This is a genomic window from Pseudomonas sp. PME37.24/025 (assembly GCF_055556615.1).
On sequence record NZ_JBVHNK010000006.1, the window covers coordinates 76,401 to 94,818 of the forward strand.

General features: G+C 60.3%; 17 protein-coding genes. 11 read left to right on the forward strand and 6 right to left on the reverse strand.

All coding sequences use genetic code 11. The features are described 5' to 3' along the window. Positions 1-54: 54 nt before the first annotated feature. Entirely contained in the window at positions 55-468 is a 414-nt protein-coding gene (locus tag ACZ3HH_RS12420) for a DUF4398 domain-containing protein (RefSeq protein ID WP_465804946.1), read from the reverse strand. A 374-nt stretch (positions 469-842) separates the two neighbouring features. Beyond that, complete coding sequence (locus tag ACZ3HH_RS12425; RefSeq protein WP_465804948.1) at positions 843-1,187, reverse strand: pilin assembly protein; 345 nt, start codon at positions 1,185-1,187, stop codon at positions 843-845. Between the two features lie 236 nt (positions 1,188-1,423). On the opposite strand from ACZ3HH_RS12425, the gene ppc reads away from it, so the two are divergent. The 7 genes from ppc to ACZ3HH_RS12460 all read left to right on the forward strand — a co-directional run bounded on the left by ppc (position 1,424) and on the right by ACZ3HH_RS12460 (position 8,752). Next, positions 1,424-4,054 (forward strand): phosphoenolpyruvate carboxylase, encoded by a 2,631-nt coding sequence (gene ppc, locus ACZ3HH_RS12430; protein WP_465804950.1) that lies wholly within the window; start codon positions 1,424-1,426, stop codon positions 4,052-4,054. A 289-nt stretch (positions 4,055-4,343) separates the two neighbouring features. Beyond that, positions 4,344-4,991 carry an adenylate kinase gene (gene adk / locus ACZ3HH_RS12435; protein ID WP_007906266.1) on the forward strand — a complete coding sequence of 216 codons (648 nt, stop codon included), beginning with the start codon at positions 4,344-4,346 and terminating at the stop codon, positions 4,989-4,991. A 93-nt stretch (positions 4,992-5,084) separates the two neighbouring features. Next, positions 5,085-5,759, forward strand: a complete 675-nt coding sequence (tsaB, locus tag ACZ3HH_RS12440) for a tRNA (adenosine(37)-N6)-threonylcarbamoyltransferase complex dimerization subunit type 1 TsaB (protein WP_465804952.1) — start codon at positions 5,085-5,087, stop codon at positions 5,757-5,759. Positions 5,760-6,038: 279 nt separating this feature from the next. Then, a complete protein-coding gene (locus ACZ3HH_RS12445; RefSeq protein ID WP_038979126.1) occupies positions 6,039-6,344 on the forward strand; it encodes a hypothetical protein in 306 nt (101 codons plus the stop codon). Continuing rightward, the gene (locus tag ACZ3HH_RS12450) at positions 6,341-7,201 is read left to right on the forward strand and encodes a DUF72 domain-containing protein (RefSeq protein ID WP_465805351.1); all 861 of its coding nucleotides are present in this window, start codon (positions 6,341-6,343) and stop codon (positions 7,199-7,201) included. The genes ACZ3HH_RS12445 and ACZ3HH_RS12450 overlap by 4 nt, the downstream gene beginning before the upstream one ends. A gap of 31 nt (positions 7,202-7,232) precedes the next feature. After that, entirely contained in the window at positions 7,233-8,054 is an 822-nt protein-coding gene (locus ACZ3HH_RS12455) for an isocitrate lyase/PEP mutase family protein (protein WP_465804954.1), read from the forward strand. 2 nt (positions 8,055-8,056) lie between these two features. Beyond that, on the forward strand, positions 8,057-8,752 hold the full coding sequence (locus ACZ3HH_RS12460; RefSeq protein ID WP_465804956.1) for an extensin-like domain-containing protein: 696 nt from the start codon (positions 8,057-8,059) through the stop codon (positions 8,750-8,752). Positions 8,753-8,756: 4 nt separating this feature from the next. Here ACZ3HH_RS12460 and ACZ3HH_RS12465 read toward each other — a convergent pair whose 3' ends face one another. Then, entirely contained in the window at positions 8,757-9,377 is a 621-nt protein-coding gene (locus tag ACZ3HH_RS12465; RefSeq protein WP_465804958.1) for an energy transducer TonB, read from the reverse strand. Between the two features lie 93 nt (positions 9,378-9,470). Between ACZ3HH_RS12465 and ACZ3HH_RS12470 the strand changes: the two genes are divergently transcribed. Next, the gene (locus tag ACZ3HH_RS12470; RefSeq protein ID WP_007906283.1) at positions 9,471-10,253 is read left to right on the forward strand and encodes a class I SAM-dependent methyltransferase; all 783 of its coding nucleotides are present in this window, start codon (positions 9,471-9,473) and stop codon (positions 10,251-10,253) included. Positions 10,254-10,384: 131 nt separating this feature from the next. On the opposite strand, the gene ACZ3HH_RS12475 is transcribed toward ACZ3HH_RS12470, so the two are convergent. Further along, entirely contained in the window at positions 10,385-11,029 is a 645-nt protein-coding gene (locus ACZ3HH_RS12475; RefSeq protein WP_465804960.1) for a TetR/AcrR family transcriptional regulator, read from the reverse strand. Positions 11,030-11,122: 93 nt separating this feature from the next. Here ACZ3HH_RS12475 and ACZ3HH_RS12480 point away from each other — a divergent pair, with 93 nt between their 5' ends. From ACZ3HH_RS12480 to ACZ3HH_RS12490, 3 genes are all read left to right on the forward strand, one after another. Further along, positions 11,123-12,223 (forward strand): efflux RND transporter periplasmic adaptor subunit, encoded by a 1,101-nt coding sequence (locus ACZ3HH_RS12480; RefSeq protein WP_465804962.1) that lies wholly within the window; start codon positions 11,123-11,125, stop codon positions 12,221-12,223. A gap of 6 nt (positions 12,224-12,229) precedes the next feature. Next, positions 12,230-15,301 carry an efflux RND transporter permease subunit gene (locus ACZ3HH_RS12485; protein ID WP_465804964.1) on the forward strand — a complete coding sequence of 1,024 codons (3,072 nt, stop codon included), beginning with the start codon at positions 12,230-12,232 and terminating at the stop codon, positions 15,299-15,301. A 578-nt stretch (positions 15,302-15,879) separates the two neighbouring features. Next, a complete protein-coding gene (locus ACZ3HH_RS12490; protein WP_465804965.1) occupies positions 15,880-17,226 on the forward strand; it encodes a Fic family protein in 1,347 nt (448 codons plus the stop codon). 50 nt (positions 17,227-17,276) lie between these two features. On the opposite strand, the gene ACZ3HH_RS12495 is transcribed toward ACZ3HH_RS12490, so the two are convergent. After that, positions 17,277-17,966 (reverse strand): DUF4197 domain-containing protein, encoded by a 690-nt coding sequence (locus tag ACZ3HH_RS12495; protein WP_465804967.1) that lies wholly within the window; start codon positions 17,964-17,966, stop codon positions 17,277-17,279. A 53-nt stretch (positions 17,967-18,019) separates the two neighbouring features. Continuing rightward, a complete protein-coding gene (locus ACZ3HH_RS12500; RefSeq protein ID WP_465804969.1) occupies positions 18,020-18,418 on the reverse strand; it encodes a YbaY family lipoprotein in 399 nt (132 codons plus the stop codon).

Genomic DNA, 18,418 nt, shown 5'->3' on the forward strand with positions numbered 1-18,418 from the left:
TGGTTCGTCCTTTCTATCGATAAGAGTTTCAGGTCTGAAAATCGGGATGCGCGCTTACTGCACGGGGCGCTGACTTTCCTGACGCAGTTCCTGAACACCTTTCTGGGAGTCCTTCACAGCTTGTTCGGCTTTCATCGCCTGGGCCTTGCGCTCGGCGACGCGGGCGTCCCACTCGGCTTGCTCGGCCAGCATTCTGGCTTGGTCATACTTCTTGTCGTGCATGGCGATTTCGGCTTGTTTGAGCTTGTCCTGAGCGGCCTTCATTTCCACCGCGGCGAATTCGGTACCGCCGGCGCTGACGGCGCTGTTCACGGCAGATTGGGTCACGGCGTATTGCTCGCTCGGCGGGTTACCAGCGCAACCGGCCAGAACGAAGCTGCTGCCGATGGCCAGGGCAGCCAGTTTGAGACCGCGCAGATGGGTGAACGAGGATGGGGCAGTGCTGGTCTTCATGGTCTTCAACTCCATTGGATAACTCCTGAAAACATCTGAATCCATCCTGGGCAAGGAGCCGCAACCTACAATTTCCAGAGTGCTTTTTGAAACGGCCGTCCCAGGCGTGGTTACTGGGTTGACCCAAGGTGTTTTTCAAAAGTTCAGAGAAGATGGCCTATCGCCCGAAAAAATCCTGTCCGCGTGGGTAAGGCTCTAGGGCGGGAACTTTGACGATGTGCAGCGGTATTCCCGACCGTTTCATGGCCCGGGAACATGCAATTAGCGAAGGAATAGCAAGCCAGTGTGGGAGCGGGCTTGCCCGCGAAAGCGGTAGGTCAGTCAGCGTTTATTTCAACTGATATGGCCTCTTCGCGAGCAAGCCCGCTCCCACACGTTCGGCGGCAAATTCAGTGTTTTTGCTTGTCGCTATCGTCCGACAAATCATGCAGATGACGCCGGGACAAGGCGAGAAAACGCGGGGTCGCACCGACGTCTTCGTACAGCGGGTCGCCTTCTTCGTCAGTGGCCACCACCGTTGAGCCTTTCACGTACGGAAAACTCGCTTCGAGTTCTTCCAGGGCGGCGCCGATCAACTCGCCGAGCAGTTCTTCGGGGTGCCGTTTGGGGTACATCTCGATAATCGCCGCCAGCCGTGCGGCGGCCTCCACGTCCAGACGAATCGTGTAGCCCGAGTCGGTCAGGCGACCCTTGGCGTTTTCTTCCCAGTGCTTGGCGAGTTCGCGGATTTTCATAATGACCTCATGGCGCACCTGCTCGTGGCAGGCCGGTTGAGTGTGCGGCGGTGGCCGGCGGCAAGCCGTTGTACAGCTTATTGTTGGGACTAGCTTCAGTTGAAGTCCCGTCGTCTGCTTGTAAGAAGCGCTTTACGACGGCACTCTCTATGACAGAGCTATGCCGGTGCAGGAGCCAGCGGTGCGGCTCCTACACATTGAGCATAGCTGCCCGGATTTTCGCTGGAGAACTGCTGATGACCGATATTGATGCACGCTTGCGCGAGGACGTTCACCTGTTGGGTGAGCTGTTGGGCAACACCATTCGTGAGCAGTACGGGGACGACTTTCTCGACAAGATCGAGCAGATCCGCAAAGGCGCCAAGGCCGACCGTCGCGGCTCGATGGACGCCGAACTCAGCGCCAGCCTCAACCAGTTGAGCGAAGACGAGTTGCTGCCGGTGGCGCGAGCGTTCAACCAGTTCCTCAACCTGGCCAATATCGCCGAGCAATATCAGCTGATTCATCGCCGTGAAGAATCACAACCCGCGCCGTTCGAGGCCCGGGTGTTGCCGGAACTGCTCACTCGCCTGCTGACTGCGGGCCATGATGCCGAGTCCCTGGCGCGGCAATTGGGGCGGCTGGAAATCGAGCTGGTATTGACGGCGCACCCCACCGAAGTGGCGCGTCGCACGCTGATTCAGAAGTACGATGCGATCGCCGCGCAACTGGCCGCCCAGGACCACCGTGACCTGACCAGCGCCGAGCGCGAGCAGATCAAGACGAAGTTACAGCGCCTGATCGCCGAAGCCTGGCACACCGAAGAAATCCGCCGCACCCGCCCCACGCCAGTGGACGAAGCCAAGTGGGGCTTCGCGGTGATCGAGCATTCGCTGTGGCAGGCGATTCCCAATTATTTGCGCAAGGCCGATCAGGCTCTGCATGCCGCCACCGGCCTGCACCTGCCACTGGAGGCCGCGCCGATTCGCTTTGCCTCATGGATGGGCGGCGACCGCGACGGCAACCCCAACGTCACCGCCGCCGTGACCCGCGAAGTGTTGCTGCTGGCGCGCTGGATGGCCGCCGATTTGTACCTGCGCGATGTTGATCACCTCGCCGCCGAGTTGTCGATGCAGCAGGCCAGTGACGAGCTGAAAGCCAAGGCCGGCGACAGCGCCGAGCCTTACCGCGCAGTACTCAAACAGTTGCGTGAACGCTTGCGTGCGACCCGTAACTGGGCCCACGCATCCCTGACGGCAACCACGCCCGCATCGGCCGATGTGCTGCAAAACAATCGCGACCTGCTGGACCCGCTGGAGCTGTGCTACCACTCGCTGCATGAATGCGGCATGGGCGTCATCGCCGACGGCCCGTTGCTCGATTGCCTGCGCCGTGCGGTGACGTTCGGGCTGTTTCTGGTGCGCCTCGATGTGCGACAGGACTCATCTCGCCACACGGCGGCCATGACCGAAATCACCGATTACCTCGGCCTGGGCCGTTATGAGGACTGGAGCGAAGAGGAGCGCATCGCCTTCCTGATGCGCGAATTGAACAATCGCCGGCCATTGCTGCCGGCGTACTTCAAGCCGTCTGCCGACACCGCCGAAGTGCTGGCGACGTGCCGGGAAATCGCTGCGGCACCGGGGGCTTCCCTCGGTTCGTATGTGATTTCCATGGCCGGTGCCGCTTCCGACGTGCTGGCCGTGCAATTGCTGCTTAAAGAGTCCGGTGTTTTGCGGCCGATGCGCGTGGTGCCGCTGTTCGAAACCCTCGCCGACCTCGATAACGCTGGCCCGGTGATCGAAAAACTGTTGCTGCTGCCGGGCTATCGCTCGCGCCTGCAAGGGCCGCAGGAAGTGATGATCGGTTATTCCGACTCGGCCAAGGACGCCGGCACCACCGCGGCGGCCTGGGCGCAGTATCGGGCGCAGGAGCGTTTGGTCGACATCTGTCGCGAGCAACAAGTGGAACTGCTGTTGTTCCACGGTCGCGGTGGCACCGTGGGCCGTGGCGGTGGTCCGGCGCACGCGGCGATTCTGTCGCAGCCGCCGGGTTCGGTGGCGGGGCGTTTCCGCACCACCGAGCAGGGGGAAATGATTCGTTTCAAATTCGGCCTGCCGGACATCGCCGAGCAAAACCTCAATCTGTACCTCGCGGCGGTATTGGAAGCGACCTTGCTCCCGCCGCCTCCGCCTGAGCCTGCCTGGCGCCATTTGATGGACGAATTGGCCGCCGATGGTGTTAAGGCTTATCGCGCCGTGGTGCGGGAAAATCCGCAGTTCGTCGAGTATTTTCGCCAGTCCACCCCGGAGCAGGAGTTGGGGCGTTTGCCTTTGGGCAGCCGCCCGGCCAAGCGCCGCGCTGGCGGGATTGAAAGCCTGCGCGCCATTCCGTGGATCTTCGGCTGGACCCAGACGCGCCTGATGCTACCGGCCTGGCTTGGCTGGGAAGCGGCATTGAGCAAGGCGCTGCAGCGTGGCGAGGGTGAGTTGCTGGGACAGATGCGCGAGCAGTGGCCGTTCTTCCGCACCCGCATCGATATGCTGGAAATGGTGCTGGCCAAGGCTGACGCCGATATCGCCCAATCTTACGATGAGCGCCTGGTCGAGCCGGAACTGCTTCCTTTGGGTGCGCATTTACGCGACCTATTGTCGCAGGCGTGTGCGGTGGTCCTGGGGTTGACCGGTCAGTCGCAGCTACTGGCACATAGCCCAGCTACCCTTGAGTTCATCCGCCTGCGCAACACTTATCTCGACCCGCTGCATCTATTGCAGGCCGAACTGTTGGCACGCTCGCGGCAACAGGATGTGGCCCAGGGCAGCCCGGTAGAACAGGCGTTACTGGTGTCTGTGGCGGGGATTGCCGCCGGTTTGCGAAATACCGGCTAAGGTTTTCGTCGTGGGGGACAGGCACCCGGCGCGAGCGTCGAGTGCCTGCTGGCGAGCGGTCGAAAAGGTCTGTCACGCGACAGTTAATGATGGGGTTGCGACTTGGGTTACCCCTTCGCAGGGGCTCGCCAGATGCGGGTTTCTCCGACTTTCGGCGGCTTGTGTGGGCAGGGCCTGCTGTGTATCTTGATCAGCCTTTGGCCGTTTGGGCGGTCGCGATCCTATTTTTGAGATTGGCCCCACGAGGCGAATCTGACGTTATCTATATAAAAAATTGAGGAGCACATCGATGCGCGTCATTCTGCTGGGAGCTCCCGGGGCCGGTAAAGGTACTCAGGCTAAGTTCATCACCGAAAAATTCGGTATCCCGCAAATCTCCACCGGCGACATGCTGCGTGCTGCTGTAAAAGCCGGTACCGAGCTGGGTGTTAAAGCCAAAGGCATCATGGATGCCGGTGGTCTGGTCTCTGACGATTTGATCATCGCCTTGGTCAAGGACCGTATCGCGCAGCCTGACTGTGCCAACGGTTTCCTGTTCGACGGTTTTCCGCGCACCATTCCGCAAGCTGAAGCGCTGGTAGAAGCTGGTGTGGAGCTGGACAACGTGGTCGAAATCGCCGTCGATGACGAAGAAATCGTTCAGCGTATCGCCGGTCGTCGCGTTCACGAGGCCAGCGGCCGCGTGTACCACACCGTCTACAACCCGCCAAAAATCGCCGGCAAAGACGACATTACCGGCGAAGAGCTGGTGCAGCGCAAGGACGACACCGAAGAAACCGTGCGTCATCGCCTGTCGGTCTACCACTCCCAGACCAAACCACTGGTGGAGTTCTACCAGGGTCTGGCCTCTGCGCAGGGCAAGCCGAAATACAGCCATATTCCGGGTGTTGGCTCGGTTGAAGTGATCACCGGCAAGGTGCTTGAAGCACTGAGCTGAAAAGTCTGATCGGCTTCATCTTCTACGGCCCGCTTGCGGGCCGTAGTTGTTTATACTGGCGCACTTTTTCTGACCTCTCTTACGGAAACATCGATGAGCACCTTGCTGGCCCTGGACACCGCGACTGAAGCTTGCTCCGTTGCTTTGCTGCATAACGGCAAAGTCACGAGTCATTACGAGGTGATCCCGCGCCTGCATGCGCAAAAGCTGCTGCCGATGATCCAGCAACTGCTGGCCGATGCCGGAACCACGCTGCAAGCGGTCGATGCCATTGCGTTCGGCCGTGGTCCGGGCGCGTTCACCGGTGTACGGATCGCCATCGGCGTGGTGCAAGGTTTGGCGTTTGCGCTGGATCGCCCGGTGTTGCCGGTCTCCAATCTCGCCGTACTCGCTCAACGGGCTTATCGCGAACACGGCGTCAGCCAGGTCGCGGCGGCCATCGATGCGCGCATGGATGAGGTGTATTGGGGTTGCTACCGCGAAACGGCGGGGGAGATGCGGTTGGTGGGCAACGAAGCGGTATTGCCACCGGAAGCCGCTGCGTTGCCGGCCGATGCCAGCGGCGAGTGGTTCGGCGCGGGCACCGGTTGGGGATATTCCGAGCGCATTGCCGTCAACCTGAGCGGGCAAGACGCGGGCATGCTGCCCCACGCCGAAGACCTGCTGACCCTGGCGCGCTTTGCCTGGGAACGCGGTGAAGCGATCGTGGCTGATGAGGCGCAGCCGGTGTATCTACGCGATAAAGTTGCGACTCCCAAGGCGCGTTAATCCCGGTTGTCCTGTGGCGAGGGAGCTTGCTCCCGTTCGGCTGCGGAGCAGTCGTAGAACCTGACGGCGCGGTGTACCTGACTGCGCTTGGGGGGCAGCTTCGCAGCCCAGCGGGAGCAAGCTCCCTCGCCACAAAGTGTTCCAGCCGCAGCCAATCGTCAGTTTTCTACCCGCCGCTTTTAAACCTTTTCGCTTTTCTGTGTTCTAGTTATCACTCGGCAGTTTGCGAAGTGGGCTATGTGCCACTAAGCTGCCATCACTGATACCGGACATGTACTCATGCGTATAGACGGCGTTTCCTCCCAGTCCTACCCCATCAAGCGCAAGCCCCGCAAAGGCCCTGTGGCGGATGACGACTACGTCGATATCGACGGCGAGCTGGAATTCCCTACCGAAGAGCAATTGGCCGCCCGCGCCGCCAAAGCCTCCGCGCAACGCCTGAGCAATCTCCCCGCTCGTCAACAAGACATGATTTATCACCGCGCCATGAGCAAAAGCGCGGCGATGGCACTGGCCAGTTACCTGAGCACCGCCACTTTTGTCGATTGGGATGCGGATGTATTGGGTCTCGATCTGTACATCTGATGCTGCCTTACTACCTCGGCTGCCCGTCCTGGAGTGAAAACGCCTGGCGCGAGTACTTGTATCCGCAAGACGCCAGGCCCGCCGAGTTTCTCAATCTTTATTCTCAAGTGTTCAACGCCGTGGAAGGCAATACGACCTTCTACGCGAGCCCCTCTGCCGCCACCGTGCAGCGCTGGGCCGAAACCATGCCCGAACACTTTCGCTTCACCGCCAAGTTCCCCGGCGACATCAGCCACAGCGGCGACCTGCGCGAACAATTGACCGCTGCCGAAACCTTTGTGCAATTGCTCAGCCCTCTGGGTGAACGGGTTTCTCCGCTCTGGCTGCAATTATCGAAAAGCTTCACCCCTCAGCGCTTGTCCGAGCTGGCCGGTTTTATCGACGCGGTGGACCGGCCTTTGGCGGTCGAAGTGCGGCACGATGAGTTCTTCGCCAAGGGCGATGCCGAGCGAATGCTCAATCGCCTGTTGCTGGACCGCGGTGTCGAGCGCATCTGTCTCGATCCGCGAGCGCTGTTCAGCTGCACCTCGAGCGATCCTTCGGTGCTCCACGCTCAATCGAAAAAGCCCAGGGTGCCGCCTCGTCCTGCTGCGTTTACGCAGTTTCCACAGGTGCGTTTCATCGGCCATCCAGAGCTTGAAGCCAACGATCCATTCCTGGTGCCATGGGTCGAGAAAATCGCTGTCTGGATCGAAGAGGGCCGCACGCCCTATATCTTCCTGCACACCGCCGATAACCTGCTGGCAGCTAAACTGGCACTACGTTTCCACGCGCAACTGATGCTACGTTTGCCTGGCTTGCCGTCGCTGCCTGAGCTATACAGAGAGCCCGCCGCCGAGCAACTTGGCTTGCTCTGAAGCGGGTTTTCCCTTTTTCAGGAGCCTGCCTATGGATGCGCAAACCCTTCGAGCCCAGGCGTTCAAAGCACTGCACGAACGCGAGGGCGCTTTTGTCATTCCCAATCCTTGGGACGCTGGCTCGGCGAAAATGCTCGCCAGCCTTGGCTTCGAGGCGCTGGCGACCACCAGTGCCGGTTACGCCTTTTCCCGGGGCCGTCCCGATGGTGGGCTGACGCTCGACGAGACCCTGGCAAACGTTGAGGCGATTGTCGCGGCCACCGATCTGCCGGTAGCGGTGGATCTCGAAAACGGTTTTGCCGACGCCCCCGCCGACTGCGCCCAAAGTATTCTGCGGGCCGCCAAGGCTGGTGCCGTTGGCGGTTCAATCGAAGATGCCACCGGGCGTGAGGACGGTCCGATCTACTGCTTCGAGCATGCCGTGGCGCGTATCGAAGCTGCCGTCGCGGCGGCTCGCAGTTTGCCTTTCCCCTTTGTGCTGACGGCGCGTGCCGAGAACTTTCTGCACGGCAATCCTGACCTCGACGATACCATTCGACGCTTGCAGGCATTCGCCGAGGCGGGGGCCGACGTGCTTTATGCGCCGGGCCTGCGCAGCGCTGAAGAGGTCTTGGCGGTGGTCCGTGCCGTGGCGCCAAAACCGGTCAATGTGTTGATGTCTGGCGGGCTCAAGCTGACGGTCGAGCAGTTGAGTGAAATGGGCGTCAAACGCATCAGCGTCGGTTCGGCCCTGGCCTTGGCGGCGTATGGCGAGTTCTTGCGCGCCGCCGAGGAAATCCAGCAACACGGGACCTTCGGTTTTACCTCCCGGTCGATGCCGTTCCAGAAGGTTAATCAATTGTTCAAAGGCTGACGATGCGGTTTCGCTGGGGGCTGTTGCTGGTGCTGTTGCTCATCGGCGCTGCCGGGTTGAGCGTCTGGCGTGGCTGGGTTGCCATTCCCCCGCAATGGAACCCATGGACGCCGCTGGACGTAAAGGCCGAACCGAACCTGCTGACCCGCTACAAACTGATGCGTCTGCGCGATGATCCGCAGTTATGCGACCAGGCCCTGAGCAGCTCAGATTTGCGGGTGGCCCGTCAGGCCGACAGCCCGGACGCGACCTGTCCGTTGACCAACACCTTGCGTGTGCAAGGTGGCGAGGCGGCGCTGAGCAGCAGTTTCCTCGCCAGTTGCAGCCTGGCGGTGGCGTTCGCCTTGTTCGAGCGCCACGCCCTGCAACCGGCGGCTCAGGCTGTCTACGGGCAGGCTGTGAAACGGGTCGATCATCTCGGCAGTTTCGCCTGTCGCAACGTCTACAACCGCGAAAACGGCAGACGCAGCCAGCATGCCACGGCCGATGCGCTGGATATCAGCGGATTCCGGCTGGCGGACGGCCGATTCATCAGCGTGCTCAAGGATTGGCCGAAGGATAATCAGGACGCGCGATTTCTCCATCAGGTCCGCGACGGCGCTTGCGACATGTTCAGTGTGGTGTTGAGTCCGGACTACAACGCCGCCCATCGCAATCACTTTCATGTGGATGTCGGGCCGTGGTGGCGGTGTCGCTGAAGGGTTATGCGGCGATGCGCAGGTTCTGCAGAACGATCGGGCGTGCCCAGCCGTTATCGAAATCGAATTGTTTCTGTTGTTCCACCAGTTCTTCTGGCGAGAACGGCGGGAACGGCTTGTCCAGCAGATCGAGTTCGAACTCGGCGATCGGCAAGTGCAGCGGAAGTGGTTGCGGTGCGGTGCCAGGCTCTGGCAGCGGTTGACCGGCGGTGAGCACGATCGGGCGTACCCAGCCGCTGTCGAAGTCCTGTTGTTTCTGTTGCGCGACGATTTCTTCCGGCGGGAACGGCGGGAACGGTTTGTCGGCCAGGTCCATTTCGAACTCGGCAATCGGCAGGAATAGCGGCTCTGGCGGGCGGACGGGTGTTTCGATCACATCACATTCGCGTTGGGAAATGATGTGCGCCAGCAGCTCGCTGCCGACGGTCGGTTCGACCGGGCTGTCGAGATCGACCGGCGGAAAGTTGAGAGACTCCGGCACGACATCGCCCGACTGATCGGCCAGGGCCTGGGCAAAAAAATCCTGCCACAGGTGACTGACGCCGCTCAGTGCTTGGGAGTTTCGCAGGCCAAAATCGCCGTGGGGCGAGATGTAACCTATCGATGTGCGTTGAATGTCTGACATTTCTCTCGGTCGACGCTCAGCTCTGGCAAAATGCTCGATAGTTTGGTTATCGGCCGTTTTTGCCGATCATTAATTTTTTGAGCGTGTTTTCCCATGATTGAGCAACCTGCGGCCTGCCGCATTCATGTCGAGGCCTTGGGCACGACCTTTCAGCCACAGGCCGAGCAATGGGCCGAGCGCCTGGGGTTGCCGTTGCAGGTGGATGACGGCGAGTTTGCCTTGCAGGTGGGCGAGCAGGGGTTGCAGCTGCAGCAACTCGGGCCTGACGCACCGGGACCGGTGCGGGTGGACTTCGTCGAGGGCGGCGCGGCCCATCGTCGGTTGTACGGTGGCGGCAGCGGTCAGATGATCGCCAAGGCCGTCGGCATCGCCCAAGGCGTGCGCCCGAGAGTGCTGGATGCTACGGCGGGGCTGGGCAAAGACGCGTTCGTGCTGGCCAGCCTGGGCTGCGAGATGAGCCTGATCGAGCGCCAGCCGCTGATCGGTGCCTTGCTTGAAGACGGCTTGGCGCGTGGCGCGGAAGATTTCGACGTGGCACCGATCGTGGCGCGGATGCGTTTACTCAAGGGCAATTCGATCGAAGTGATGCGCAACTGGGAAGGCGAGCCACCGCAGGTGATCTACCTCGACCCGATGTTTCCCCATCGCGAGAAAACCGCGTTGGTGAAGAAGGAAATGCGCCTGTTCCGGCCGCTGGTAGGCGATGACCCGGATGCCCCAGCCCTGCTCGAAGCGGCGTTGGCCCTGGCCAGTCACCGGGTGGTGGTCAAGCGTCCGCGCAAGGCGCCGTGCATCGACGGACCGAAGCCGAGTCATGCGCTGGATGGCAAATCCAGCCGATACGACATCTATCCGAAGAAAGCGCTCAAGCCTTAAGACCGTGTTGCCCCATCGCGGGCAAGCCTCGCTCCCACAGGTTTTGTGTTGGGCACAATATCCGAGAACACCTCGGAACCTGTGGGAGCGGGCTTGCCCGCGATAGCGTCGGCCCACACACTACAAATCGATCAGGCTGACTCTGGCCGATAAGCCCGCATAAACAACCCCACCACTTCCCGCACATGCGCTTCGGCCGCATCCCCGGTCACCGGCTCGCCGCAGCCGTACAGCAACCGGAAATTCCCCGCGCCCTTGAGCAGGCAAAAGAAATGCTCTGCCGCATTGCGCGGTTTATCGATGCTCAACGCGCCGCTCTGATTAACCTTGCTCAACAACCCCTCCATGCCGTGCAGTACGCGCTCTGGCCCGGCCTCGAAGAAGATCGCCGAGAGCTTCGGGTCCTGGCTGCCCAGCGTCATCATCAGCCGGTGCAGGTTCACCGATTCGTCGCTGTTGATCAGCTGATGAAAACCGTGCGCGATGTTCAGCAGCACGGTTTCCACGGCAATGCCGTCAGGCAATTCAAAAAACAGCGTTGGCAGTTGCTCCTCGCACTTGGCCATCACCGCGGCGGCAAACAGCGTCTCTTTGTCATTGAAATGGCTGTAGACCGTCAGCTTCGACACGCCGGCCTCGGCCGCCACGGCATCCATGCTGGTGTTGGCGTAACCCTTACTCAGAAACAGGATTTTCGCCGCGTCGAGGATTGCCTGGCGCTTGGCCAGATCCTTGGGACGGCCCGGACCGCTGGGTGTTGAAAGATTGTTAGACATTCTTCGCTTTAATACTGGACTGGTGAGTTTGCTATTAATAACATACCGGCCAGTATAATTATTCCAAGCACCATTAGCGAAAGGTCCTTCACCATGTTCCGCTATGCCTTGTCCCTCGCATTGCCGGTCAGTCTGGCTTTTTTATTGTCTGCGTGTGGCCATGAAGAGGCGCCTCAAGTCACCGTCCGCCCGGCCATGGTCGTACAGCCAGAGCCTTCGGCTCAGGCCATGGAAAGTTATCCCGGTGAAGTTCGCGCGCGCTATGAGCCAGATCTGGCCTTTCGCATTGGCGGCAAAGTCAGCCGACGACTGGTCGAGGAAGGCCAGCGGGTCAGGGCTGACCAGCCCTTGGCGGAACTCGATCCTCAGGACGTGCGCCTGCAACTGGAAGCCACCCGTGCCCAGGTCGCGGCCGCCGAAGCCAACCTGAGCCTGGTGCGCGCCGAGCGTGATCGCTACAAGACCCTGATGGAGCGGCAGATGGTCAGCCGTTCGCAGTACGACAACGCGGAAAACCTCTACCGCTCCGGTGAAGCACGCCTCAAGCAAATCAAAGCCGAATTCAACGTTTCGACCAATCAGGCCAGTTACGCGGTGCTGCGTGCACCGCAGGATGGCGTGGTGGCCAAACGTGCGGTTGAAGTCGGGCAAGTGGTCGCGGCCGGGCAAACCGTGTTTACCCTCGCCACCGATGGCGAGCGTGAAGTGTTGATCAGCCTCCCGGAGCAGAGCTTCGGTCGCTTCAAGGTCGGCCAACCGGTTTCGGTGGAACTCTGGACCCAACCCGATCAACGTTTCCCCGGACGCATCCGTGAACTGTCGCCTGCGGCCGATCCGAAATCCCGCACCTTTGCTGCCCGCGTTGCATTCACCGCCGGCAAGGTTGCGGCCGAACTCGGCCAGAGCGCCCGGGTGTTCATCCAGACCGCCGAAGTAGTGGCATTGTCGGTGCCATTGTCGGCGGTCACTGCGGAAAACGGTGCCACTTATGTGTGGGTGGTCGGCGCCAACAACACCTTGAAAAAAGTCCCGGTGCGGGTCGGTGCATTCGGCGAGAAAACCGTGCCGGTGCTCGAAGGCCTGAATGCCAGCGACTGGGTGGTGGCGGCCGGTGTTCATGTGCTTCACGACGGGCAGCAAGTGCGCCCGGTGGATCGCTCCAACCGCGTGGTCAATCTGGCGCACAAGGAGTAATCCCCGATGGGTTTCAATCTTTCCGAATGGGCGCTGCGTAACCGCCAGATCGTACTGTTCCTGATGCTCTTGCTGGCCGTCGTCGGCGCGCTGTCCTACACCAAACTCGGCCAAAGCGAAGACCCACCGTTCACTTTCAAAGCCATGGTGATTCGCACCAATTGGCCGGGGGCCACGGCCGAGGAAGTGTCGCGCCAGGTTACCGAGCGTATTGAAAAGAAACTGATGGAAACCGGCGAGTACGAACGGATCACGTCGTTCTCCCGCCCGGGCGAGTCCCAGGTGACGTTCATGGCTCGGGACTCCATGCACTCGGTGGAGATCCCGGAGCTCTGGTATCAAGTCCGCAAGAAGATCAGCGACATTCGCCACACCCTGCCACCGGGCATCCAGGGGCCATTTTTCAACGACGAATTCGGCACCACCTTCGGCAACATCTATGCCCTGACTGGCGAAGGTTTTGATTACGCGGTGCTCAAGGACTACGCCGACCGTATCCAGATTCAGCTGCAGCGGGTCAAGGATGTGGGCAAGGTCGATCTGCTCGGGCTGCAGGACGAGAAGATCTGGATCGAGCTCTCCAACGTCAAACTGGCCACCCTCGGGTTGCCGTTGGCGACGGTGCAGCAGGCGCTTGAAGAGCAGAACGCGATGTCCACCGCTGGTTTCTTCGAAACCACCAGCGAGCGTTTGCAGCTACGGGTTTCGGGGAATTTTCAGACGGTCGACGAGATCAAGAACTTCCCGATCCGCGTTGGTGATCGCACGTTCCGTATCGGCGATGTAGCGAATGTTCGCCGTGGCTTCAACGATCCACCGGCGCCGCGCATGCGCTTCATGGCTGAAGACGCCATCGGTCTGGCGGTGGCCATGAAGGGCGGTGGCGACATTTTGATTCTGGGTAAAGCGCTGGAAGTCGAATTCGCCCGAATCCAGACAAATCTCCCGGCCGGCATGCAGTTGCGCAAGGTGTCCGATCAACCCGCTGCGGTGAAAACCGGTGTCGGCGAGTTTGTTCAGGTGCTGGTGGAGGCGCTGGCGATTGTATTGCTGGTGAGCTTCTTCTCCCTCGGTGTGCGCACCGGCATGGTCGTGGCGCTGGCGATTCCGCTGGTGTTGGCGATGACGTTCGCCTGCATGTACTACCTTGGCATCGGCCTGCACAAGATTTCCCTCGGCGCGCTGGTGCTGGCGCTGGGGTTGCTGGTGGACGACGCGATCATCGCTGTGGAAATGATGGCGATCAAAATGGAGCAGGGCTTCGACCGGGTCAAAGCCGCCAGCTATGCCTGGACCAGCACCGCATTCCCGATGCTCACCGGCACGTTGATCACCGCTGCCGGCTTCCTGCCGATTGCCACCGCGCAATCGGGCACCGGCGAGTACACCCGCTCGATCTTCCAGGTGGTGACCATCGCGCTGGTGGCATCGTGGGTTGCCGCCGTGGTCTTTGTGCCTTATCTGGGGGAAAAACTCCTGCCGGACCTGGCGAAAATTCACGCCGCCAAACATGGCACCGGCGATGGCCAACCCGACCCTTATGGCACGCCGTTCTATCAGCGCGTCAGACGGCTGGTGGAATGGTGCGTGCGCCGGCGCAAAACGGTGATCGTCCTGACCATCGTGATGTTCGTCGCGTCAGTGGTGCTGTTCCGTTTCGTGCCGCAGCAATTCTTCCCGGCTTCGGGGCGACTGGAGTTGATGGTCGATCTGAAACTGGCCGAAGGTGCGTCGTTGAGCAACACCAGCGATGAGGTCAAACGCCTCGAAGGCCTGCTCAAGGATCACGCCGGGATCGACAACTACGTGGCGTATGTCGGCACCGGTTCGCCGCGTTTCTACCTGCCGCTGGATCAGCAACTTCCGGCAGCGAGCTTCGCGCAGTTTGTCGTCTTGGCCAAAACTATCGAGGAACGCGAAACCCTGCGAACCTGGCTGATCGAAACCCTCAACGAACAATTCCCGGCCTTGCGTTCACGTGTCACGAGGCTGGAGAACGGCCCGCCAGTTGGCTATCCGGTGCAGTTCCGGGTAACCGGTGAGCACATCGAGGAAGTCCGCGCATTGGCCCGTAAAGTGGCGGCCAAGGTTCGCGAGAACCCACACGTGGCCAACGTGCATCTGGACTGGGAAGAACCGAGCAAAGTCGTTTACCTGAACGTCGATCAGGACCGCGCGCGAGCGCTGGGTGTGAGCACGGCGAACCTCTCGGGTTTTCTGCGGAGCTCGCTGACCGGTGCCAGCGTCAGCCAGTATCGCGAAGATAACGAATTGATCGAGATACTGTTGCGCGGCACAGTGCATGAACGCACCGAGCTGGCGTTGCTGCCAAGTCTTGCGGTGCCGACCGACAACGGTCGCAGTGTGGCGCTGTCGCAGATTGCAACGCTGGAGTATGGCTTCGAAGAAGGCATTATCTGGCACCGTAACCGTCTGCCCAACGTGACGGTTCGCGCCGACATCTATGGCAAGGAACAACCAGCGACGCTGGTGCAGCAGATCATGCCGACCCTCGATCCGATTCGTGCCGAATTGCCGGACGGCTATTTGCTGGACGTCGGCGGTACGGTGGAAGACTCGGCTCGCGGGCAGAACTCGGTGAAGGCCGGTGTGCCGTTGTTTATCGTGGTGGTGCTGACGTTGCTGATGCTGCAACTGCGCAGTTTCTCACGCACTGTGATGGTGTTTCTGACGGCACCGCTGGGGCTGATTGGTGTGACGCTGTTTCTGATGGTGTTCCGCCAGCCGTTCGGTTTTGTGGCGATGCTCGGGACGATCGCCTTGTCCGGGATGATCATGCGTAACTCGGTGATTCTGGTGGATCAGATTGAGCAGGATATCGCTGCCGGGCTTAAGCCTTGGCAGGCGATTATCGAGGCGACGGTGCGGCGGTTCCGACCGATTGTGCTGACGGCGTTGGCGGCGGTGTTGGCGATGATTCCATTGTCGCGCAGTGTGTTTTTCGGGCCGATGGCGGTGGCGATCATGGGCGGGCTGATTGTGGCGACGGCGTTGACGTTGCTGTTTTTGCCGGCGCTGTATGCGGCTTGGTTCAGGGTCAAGCAAGAGCCTGTGTGATTGTTTGATCTTGGCGGCCTTCGGGCCGACCATGCTCTTGTTGGTGGGGGCATATCCGTTGCTGCGGTCACGGCGGCTGGCGGTTTCGCCCTTACGGCGAGTCACTTGGAAAAGCCCCAAGTAACCAAGGGCTCTTGCCCCTTTCGTTCGGTGCCTCGCTTAGGCTCGGCATGCCCTCGCTCCGGTCCTGCTCCGTGGGCCCGCCGCGATCGGCCATCCATGGCCGTGCGCGGCTAACCCGGCATCCATGCCGGGTTGCCCACTGCGCAGAACCTCCACTCGGCCTCTCGAGGGGGCGGTGCATCAAGATCAAAAGCGGCAGGCGAGCTAACGCTCGGCCTGTTGAGTGGTGAAAAGCGGTGGTACGCCGCTCCATTGTGGGAGCTGGCTTGCCTGCGATGGCGACCTGACAGCCGACCAATCTCTCCTGGATGTACCCAGTCCAACTGTAGGAGCGAGGCTTGCCCGCGAAGGCGGTCCAGGCTCCTACACATATTTCAGATCCGTCTGATATTGAGTCAACGTAGGTGCGCTGTTGTACTCAAGACTCAATTTCGTGAGTTTTTGAGCCGCCGATAATGAAAAAGCCGCCCATGCTGAAGGGCAGATCCGACCCGGTGTTCGATCGGTTGGGGCAATCGCCCCACAAGGAACGCCTCTCGGACTATCTCGCACTGCTCAAGCCTTTGGACGATCAGGGGCGTTGTCTTCCATTCGATGAGTTGCGCTACCGCTGGGCGCCGGGGCTGGATTCGAATCTGTGCTGGGCCTTGGTCAAGAAAGCTAGAACCGCGCAGTATTCCAGTCTTTTGCCATTGGGCGAGCCCATTGAGTGGGGCCGATTTGTGCTGACCCCATTGGCCCAGAAAGCTGTTTCGGCCGTTGATCGACAAGCGACGACGGCTGCGCTGGAATACATGACCGGACAAATCGGCGAGCGCGCGCATTTCAGCTATCTGCTCCACGATCTGATCGACGATGAAGCCATCAGCAGCAGCCAGCTCGAAGGTGCGGCGACCACAACCCGGGTGGCCAAGGACATGCTCAAGCGCAAACGCCTGCCGCGCACGCCGGATGAGCGGATGGTTATCGGCAACTACAAGATGATGAACTTCGCCTGGGAAAAGCGTTATGAGCCCTTGAGCGTCGAGCTGATCGCGGCGATGCATCGTGTCGGAGTCGAAGGTATCGATGACCCGCAATATTCACCGGGTGCCTTCAGGATCAACGATGACGTGGTGGTGCAGGACGGTGAGGGCAATACTGTTCATACGCCGCCACCCGCAGCGGGACTCGCGTCACGATTGCAGGTGCTGTCGAAGTGGATCAACCAGTCTCACGACGATCCCAATCAAGTGGATTACCTTCATCCATTGATCAAAGGTATCGCGCTGCATTTTGCCCTGGGCTATGAGCATCCTTTTCGCGACGGCAACGGTCGGGTCGCGCGGGCGCTGTTTTACTGGTTCATGTTCAAGAATGACTTCTCGGCCTTTCGCTACATTGCGATCAGTCTCTTGCTGCGCAATGCACCGGTGAAATACGGGCGCTCGTATCTGAATACCGAAGCTGATGATCTGGACCTGACCTATTTCATCGATTTCCAGTGTTCAGTCATCTTCCGGGCAGTCAGCGCTTTTACCGAGGCTTATCGAAAAAGCCTGGCCTATACCGAAAGCTTTGATCGATGGCTGCTGGAGTCAGGTTTCTTTGACCAGCTCACCGAGAAACAGCGAGCTGTATACCAAGTGGCCAAGAGTGGTATGGCCAAGGAATTCACGGCGGTCAATGTGAAGGAGAATCTGAACTGCTCTTACAACACCGCGTCGGCCACCCTGAACGGGTTGGTCGAGTTAAAGGTGTTCGAGAAAAGGAAGATGGGGCGCGAGTGGGTGTTCTTCCTGCGGGCAGTGTCGACGATCTGATTTTCGTGGGAGCGAGCAAGAGCTCGTTCCCACAGGATCGGAGTTGAGGTTTAGAGCGTACCAAACACCTTCTTCGCCAAACTGGTCGCCGCCGCCGCAGGGTTCTGGCGAATGGTTTCTTCCTGCTTGCCAATCATCTCGAACAAACCGTTCAACGCCTGCTCGGTCACGTAGCTTTCGATGTTGGCATTTTTCGCATCCAGCACACCCAGAGTCGCCGCTTGCCCGGCAAACGAGTTGTATTGCTGGGCCAGGCCGACCTGGTCGGTGGCTTGTTTGACGATCGGCAGGAACTTGGTGCGGATCTGTTCGCGGCTGGTTTTGCTCAGGTACTGAGTCGCCGAGTCCTTGCCGCCGCTGAGGATCCCCTTGGCATCTTCCACGGTCATCTTCTTCACCGCATCCACCAGGATCGGCTGAGCCTGGGTCACGGCCGTTTCAGCCGCTTTGTTCATGCTGGTTTCCAGTTGATCGACCTGATCGCCCATGCCGAACTGTTTCATTTTCTTGGCGACCTTACCCAGCTTGCCCGGCAGCTCAATCTTCACCTCCGGGTTGTTGCTGAAGCCGCCGGGTGTGCCGAGTTGTTTGACGGCCAGTTGCGCGCCTTGGGTCAGGGCGTCCTTGAGACCGCCGGTGGCGTCTTGTTGCGACAGGTCACTGAGAGACACTGCCAGGGCGTTGGCGCAGAACATCAAGCCTGCGCACAGGCCGGCGAAGCGAAGGGTAGGGCGGAGCATGGCGGCTTCCTTATTCAGAAAAAAAGGCTAAAAAAAAGGTTCAGAAAATAGAATTAGCGGGCGGCGTCCACGCGAATTTTCAGTGGCTGCGGGTCTTTGCCGTCCAGTTGCACGGCGTGGTTTTCAGTGGTGATGAACATCAGCTCGCCATTGACTTCGATGCGGGCGCTGACCGAGTAGCGGTGGCCGGCTTTGACCTGAGCCGGATCGTAGCTCAAATGGAATGGCAACGGCACTTGGCCTTTGACCGGGCCCTTCTGCTCGTCGAGCACTACCGCCGGAGCGTCGGCCAGGGACACATCTTGCAAGCTGACGCTCAAGATCGCGTTCGGTGGCAGAGCAATGCGTTGCAGGTAGAACACTTCGCCGTCGAGGCTGGCGTTGGCGGTCGGTGGTGTCGACTGGCAGGCACCGAGCAGGGCAGTCAGCAGGACGAGAGAGAGTTTTTTCAT

Bases quoted from the DNA above. Each gene is read 5' to 3' on its own strand.
- ACZ3HH_RS12445 (WP_038979126.1), top strand. From the start codon at position 6,039: ATGCGTATAGACGGCGTTTCCTCCCAGTCCTACCCCATCAAGCGCAAG.
- ACZ3HH_RS12470 (WP_007906283.1), top strand. From the start codon at position 9,471: ATGATTGAGCAACCTGCGGCCTGCCGCATTCATGTCGAGGCCTTGGGC.
- adk (WP_007906266.1), top strand. From the start codon at position 4,344: ATGCGCGTCATTCTGCTGGGAGCTCCCGGGGCCGGTAAAGGTACTCAG.
- ACZ3HH_RS12455 (WP_465804954.1), top strand. From the start codon at position 7,233: ATGGATGCGCAAACCCTTCGAGCCCAGGCGTTCAAAGCACTGCACGAA.
- ACZ3HH_RS12420 (WP_465804946.1), bottom strand. From the start codon at position 468: ATGGAGTTGAAGACCATGAAGACCAGCACTGCCCCATCCTCGTTCACC.
- ACZ3HH_RS12495 (WP_465804967.1), bottom strand. From the start codon at position 17,966: ATGCTCCGCCCTACCCTTCGCTTCGCCGGCCTGTGCGCAGGCTTGATG.
- ACZ3HH_RS12485 (WP_465804964.1), top strand. From the start codon at position 12,230: ATGGGTTTCAATCTTTCCGAATGGGCGCTGCGTAACCGCCAGATCGTA.
- ACZ3HH_RS12425 (WP_465804948.1), bottom strand. From the start codon at position 1,187: ATGAAAATCCGCGAACTCGCCAAGCACTGGGAAGAAAACGCCAAGGGT.
- ACZ3HH_RS12490 (WP_465804965.1), top strand. From the start codon at position 15,880: ATGAAAAAGCCGCCCATGCTGAAGGGCAGATCCGACCCGGTGTTCGAT.
- ACZ3HH_RS12460 (WP_465804956.1), top strand. From the start codon at position 8,057: ATGCGGTTTCGCTGGGGGCTGTTGCTGGTGCTGTTGCTCATCGGCGCT.
- ppc (WP_465804950.1), top strand. From the start codon at position 1,424: ATGACCGATATTGATGCACGCTTGCGCGAGGACGTTCACCTGTTGGGT.
- ACZ3HH_RS12480 (WP_465804962.1), top strand. From the start codon at position 11,123: ATGTTCCGCTATGCCTTGTCCCTCGCATTGCCGGTCAGTCTGGCTTTT.
- ACZ3HH_RS12475 (WP_465804960.1), bottom strand. From the start codon at position 11,029: ATGTCTAACAATCTTTCAACACCCAGCGGTCCGGGCCGTCCCAAGGAT.
- ACZ3HH_RS12500 (WP_465804969.1), bottom strand. From the start codon at position 18,418: ATGAAAAAACTCTCTCTCGTCCTGCTGACTGCCCTGCTCGGTGCCTGC.
- ACZ3HH_RS12465 (WP_465804958.1), bottom strand. From the start codon at position 9,377: ATGTCAGACATTCAACGCACATCGATAGGTTACATCTCGCCCCACGGC.
- tsaB (WP_465804952.1), top strand. From the start codon at position 5,085: ATGAGCACCTTGCTGGCCCTGGACACCGCGACTGAAGCTTGCTCCGTT.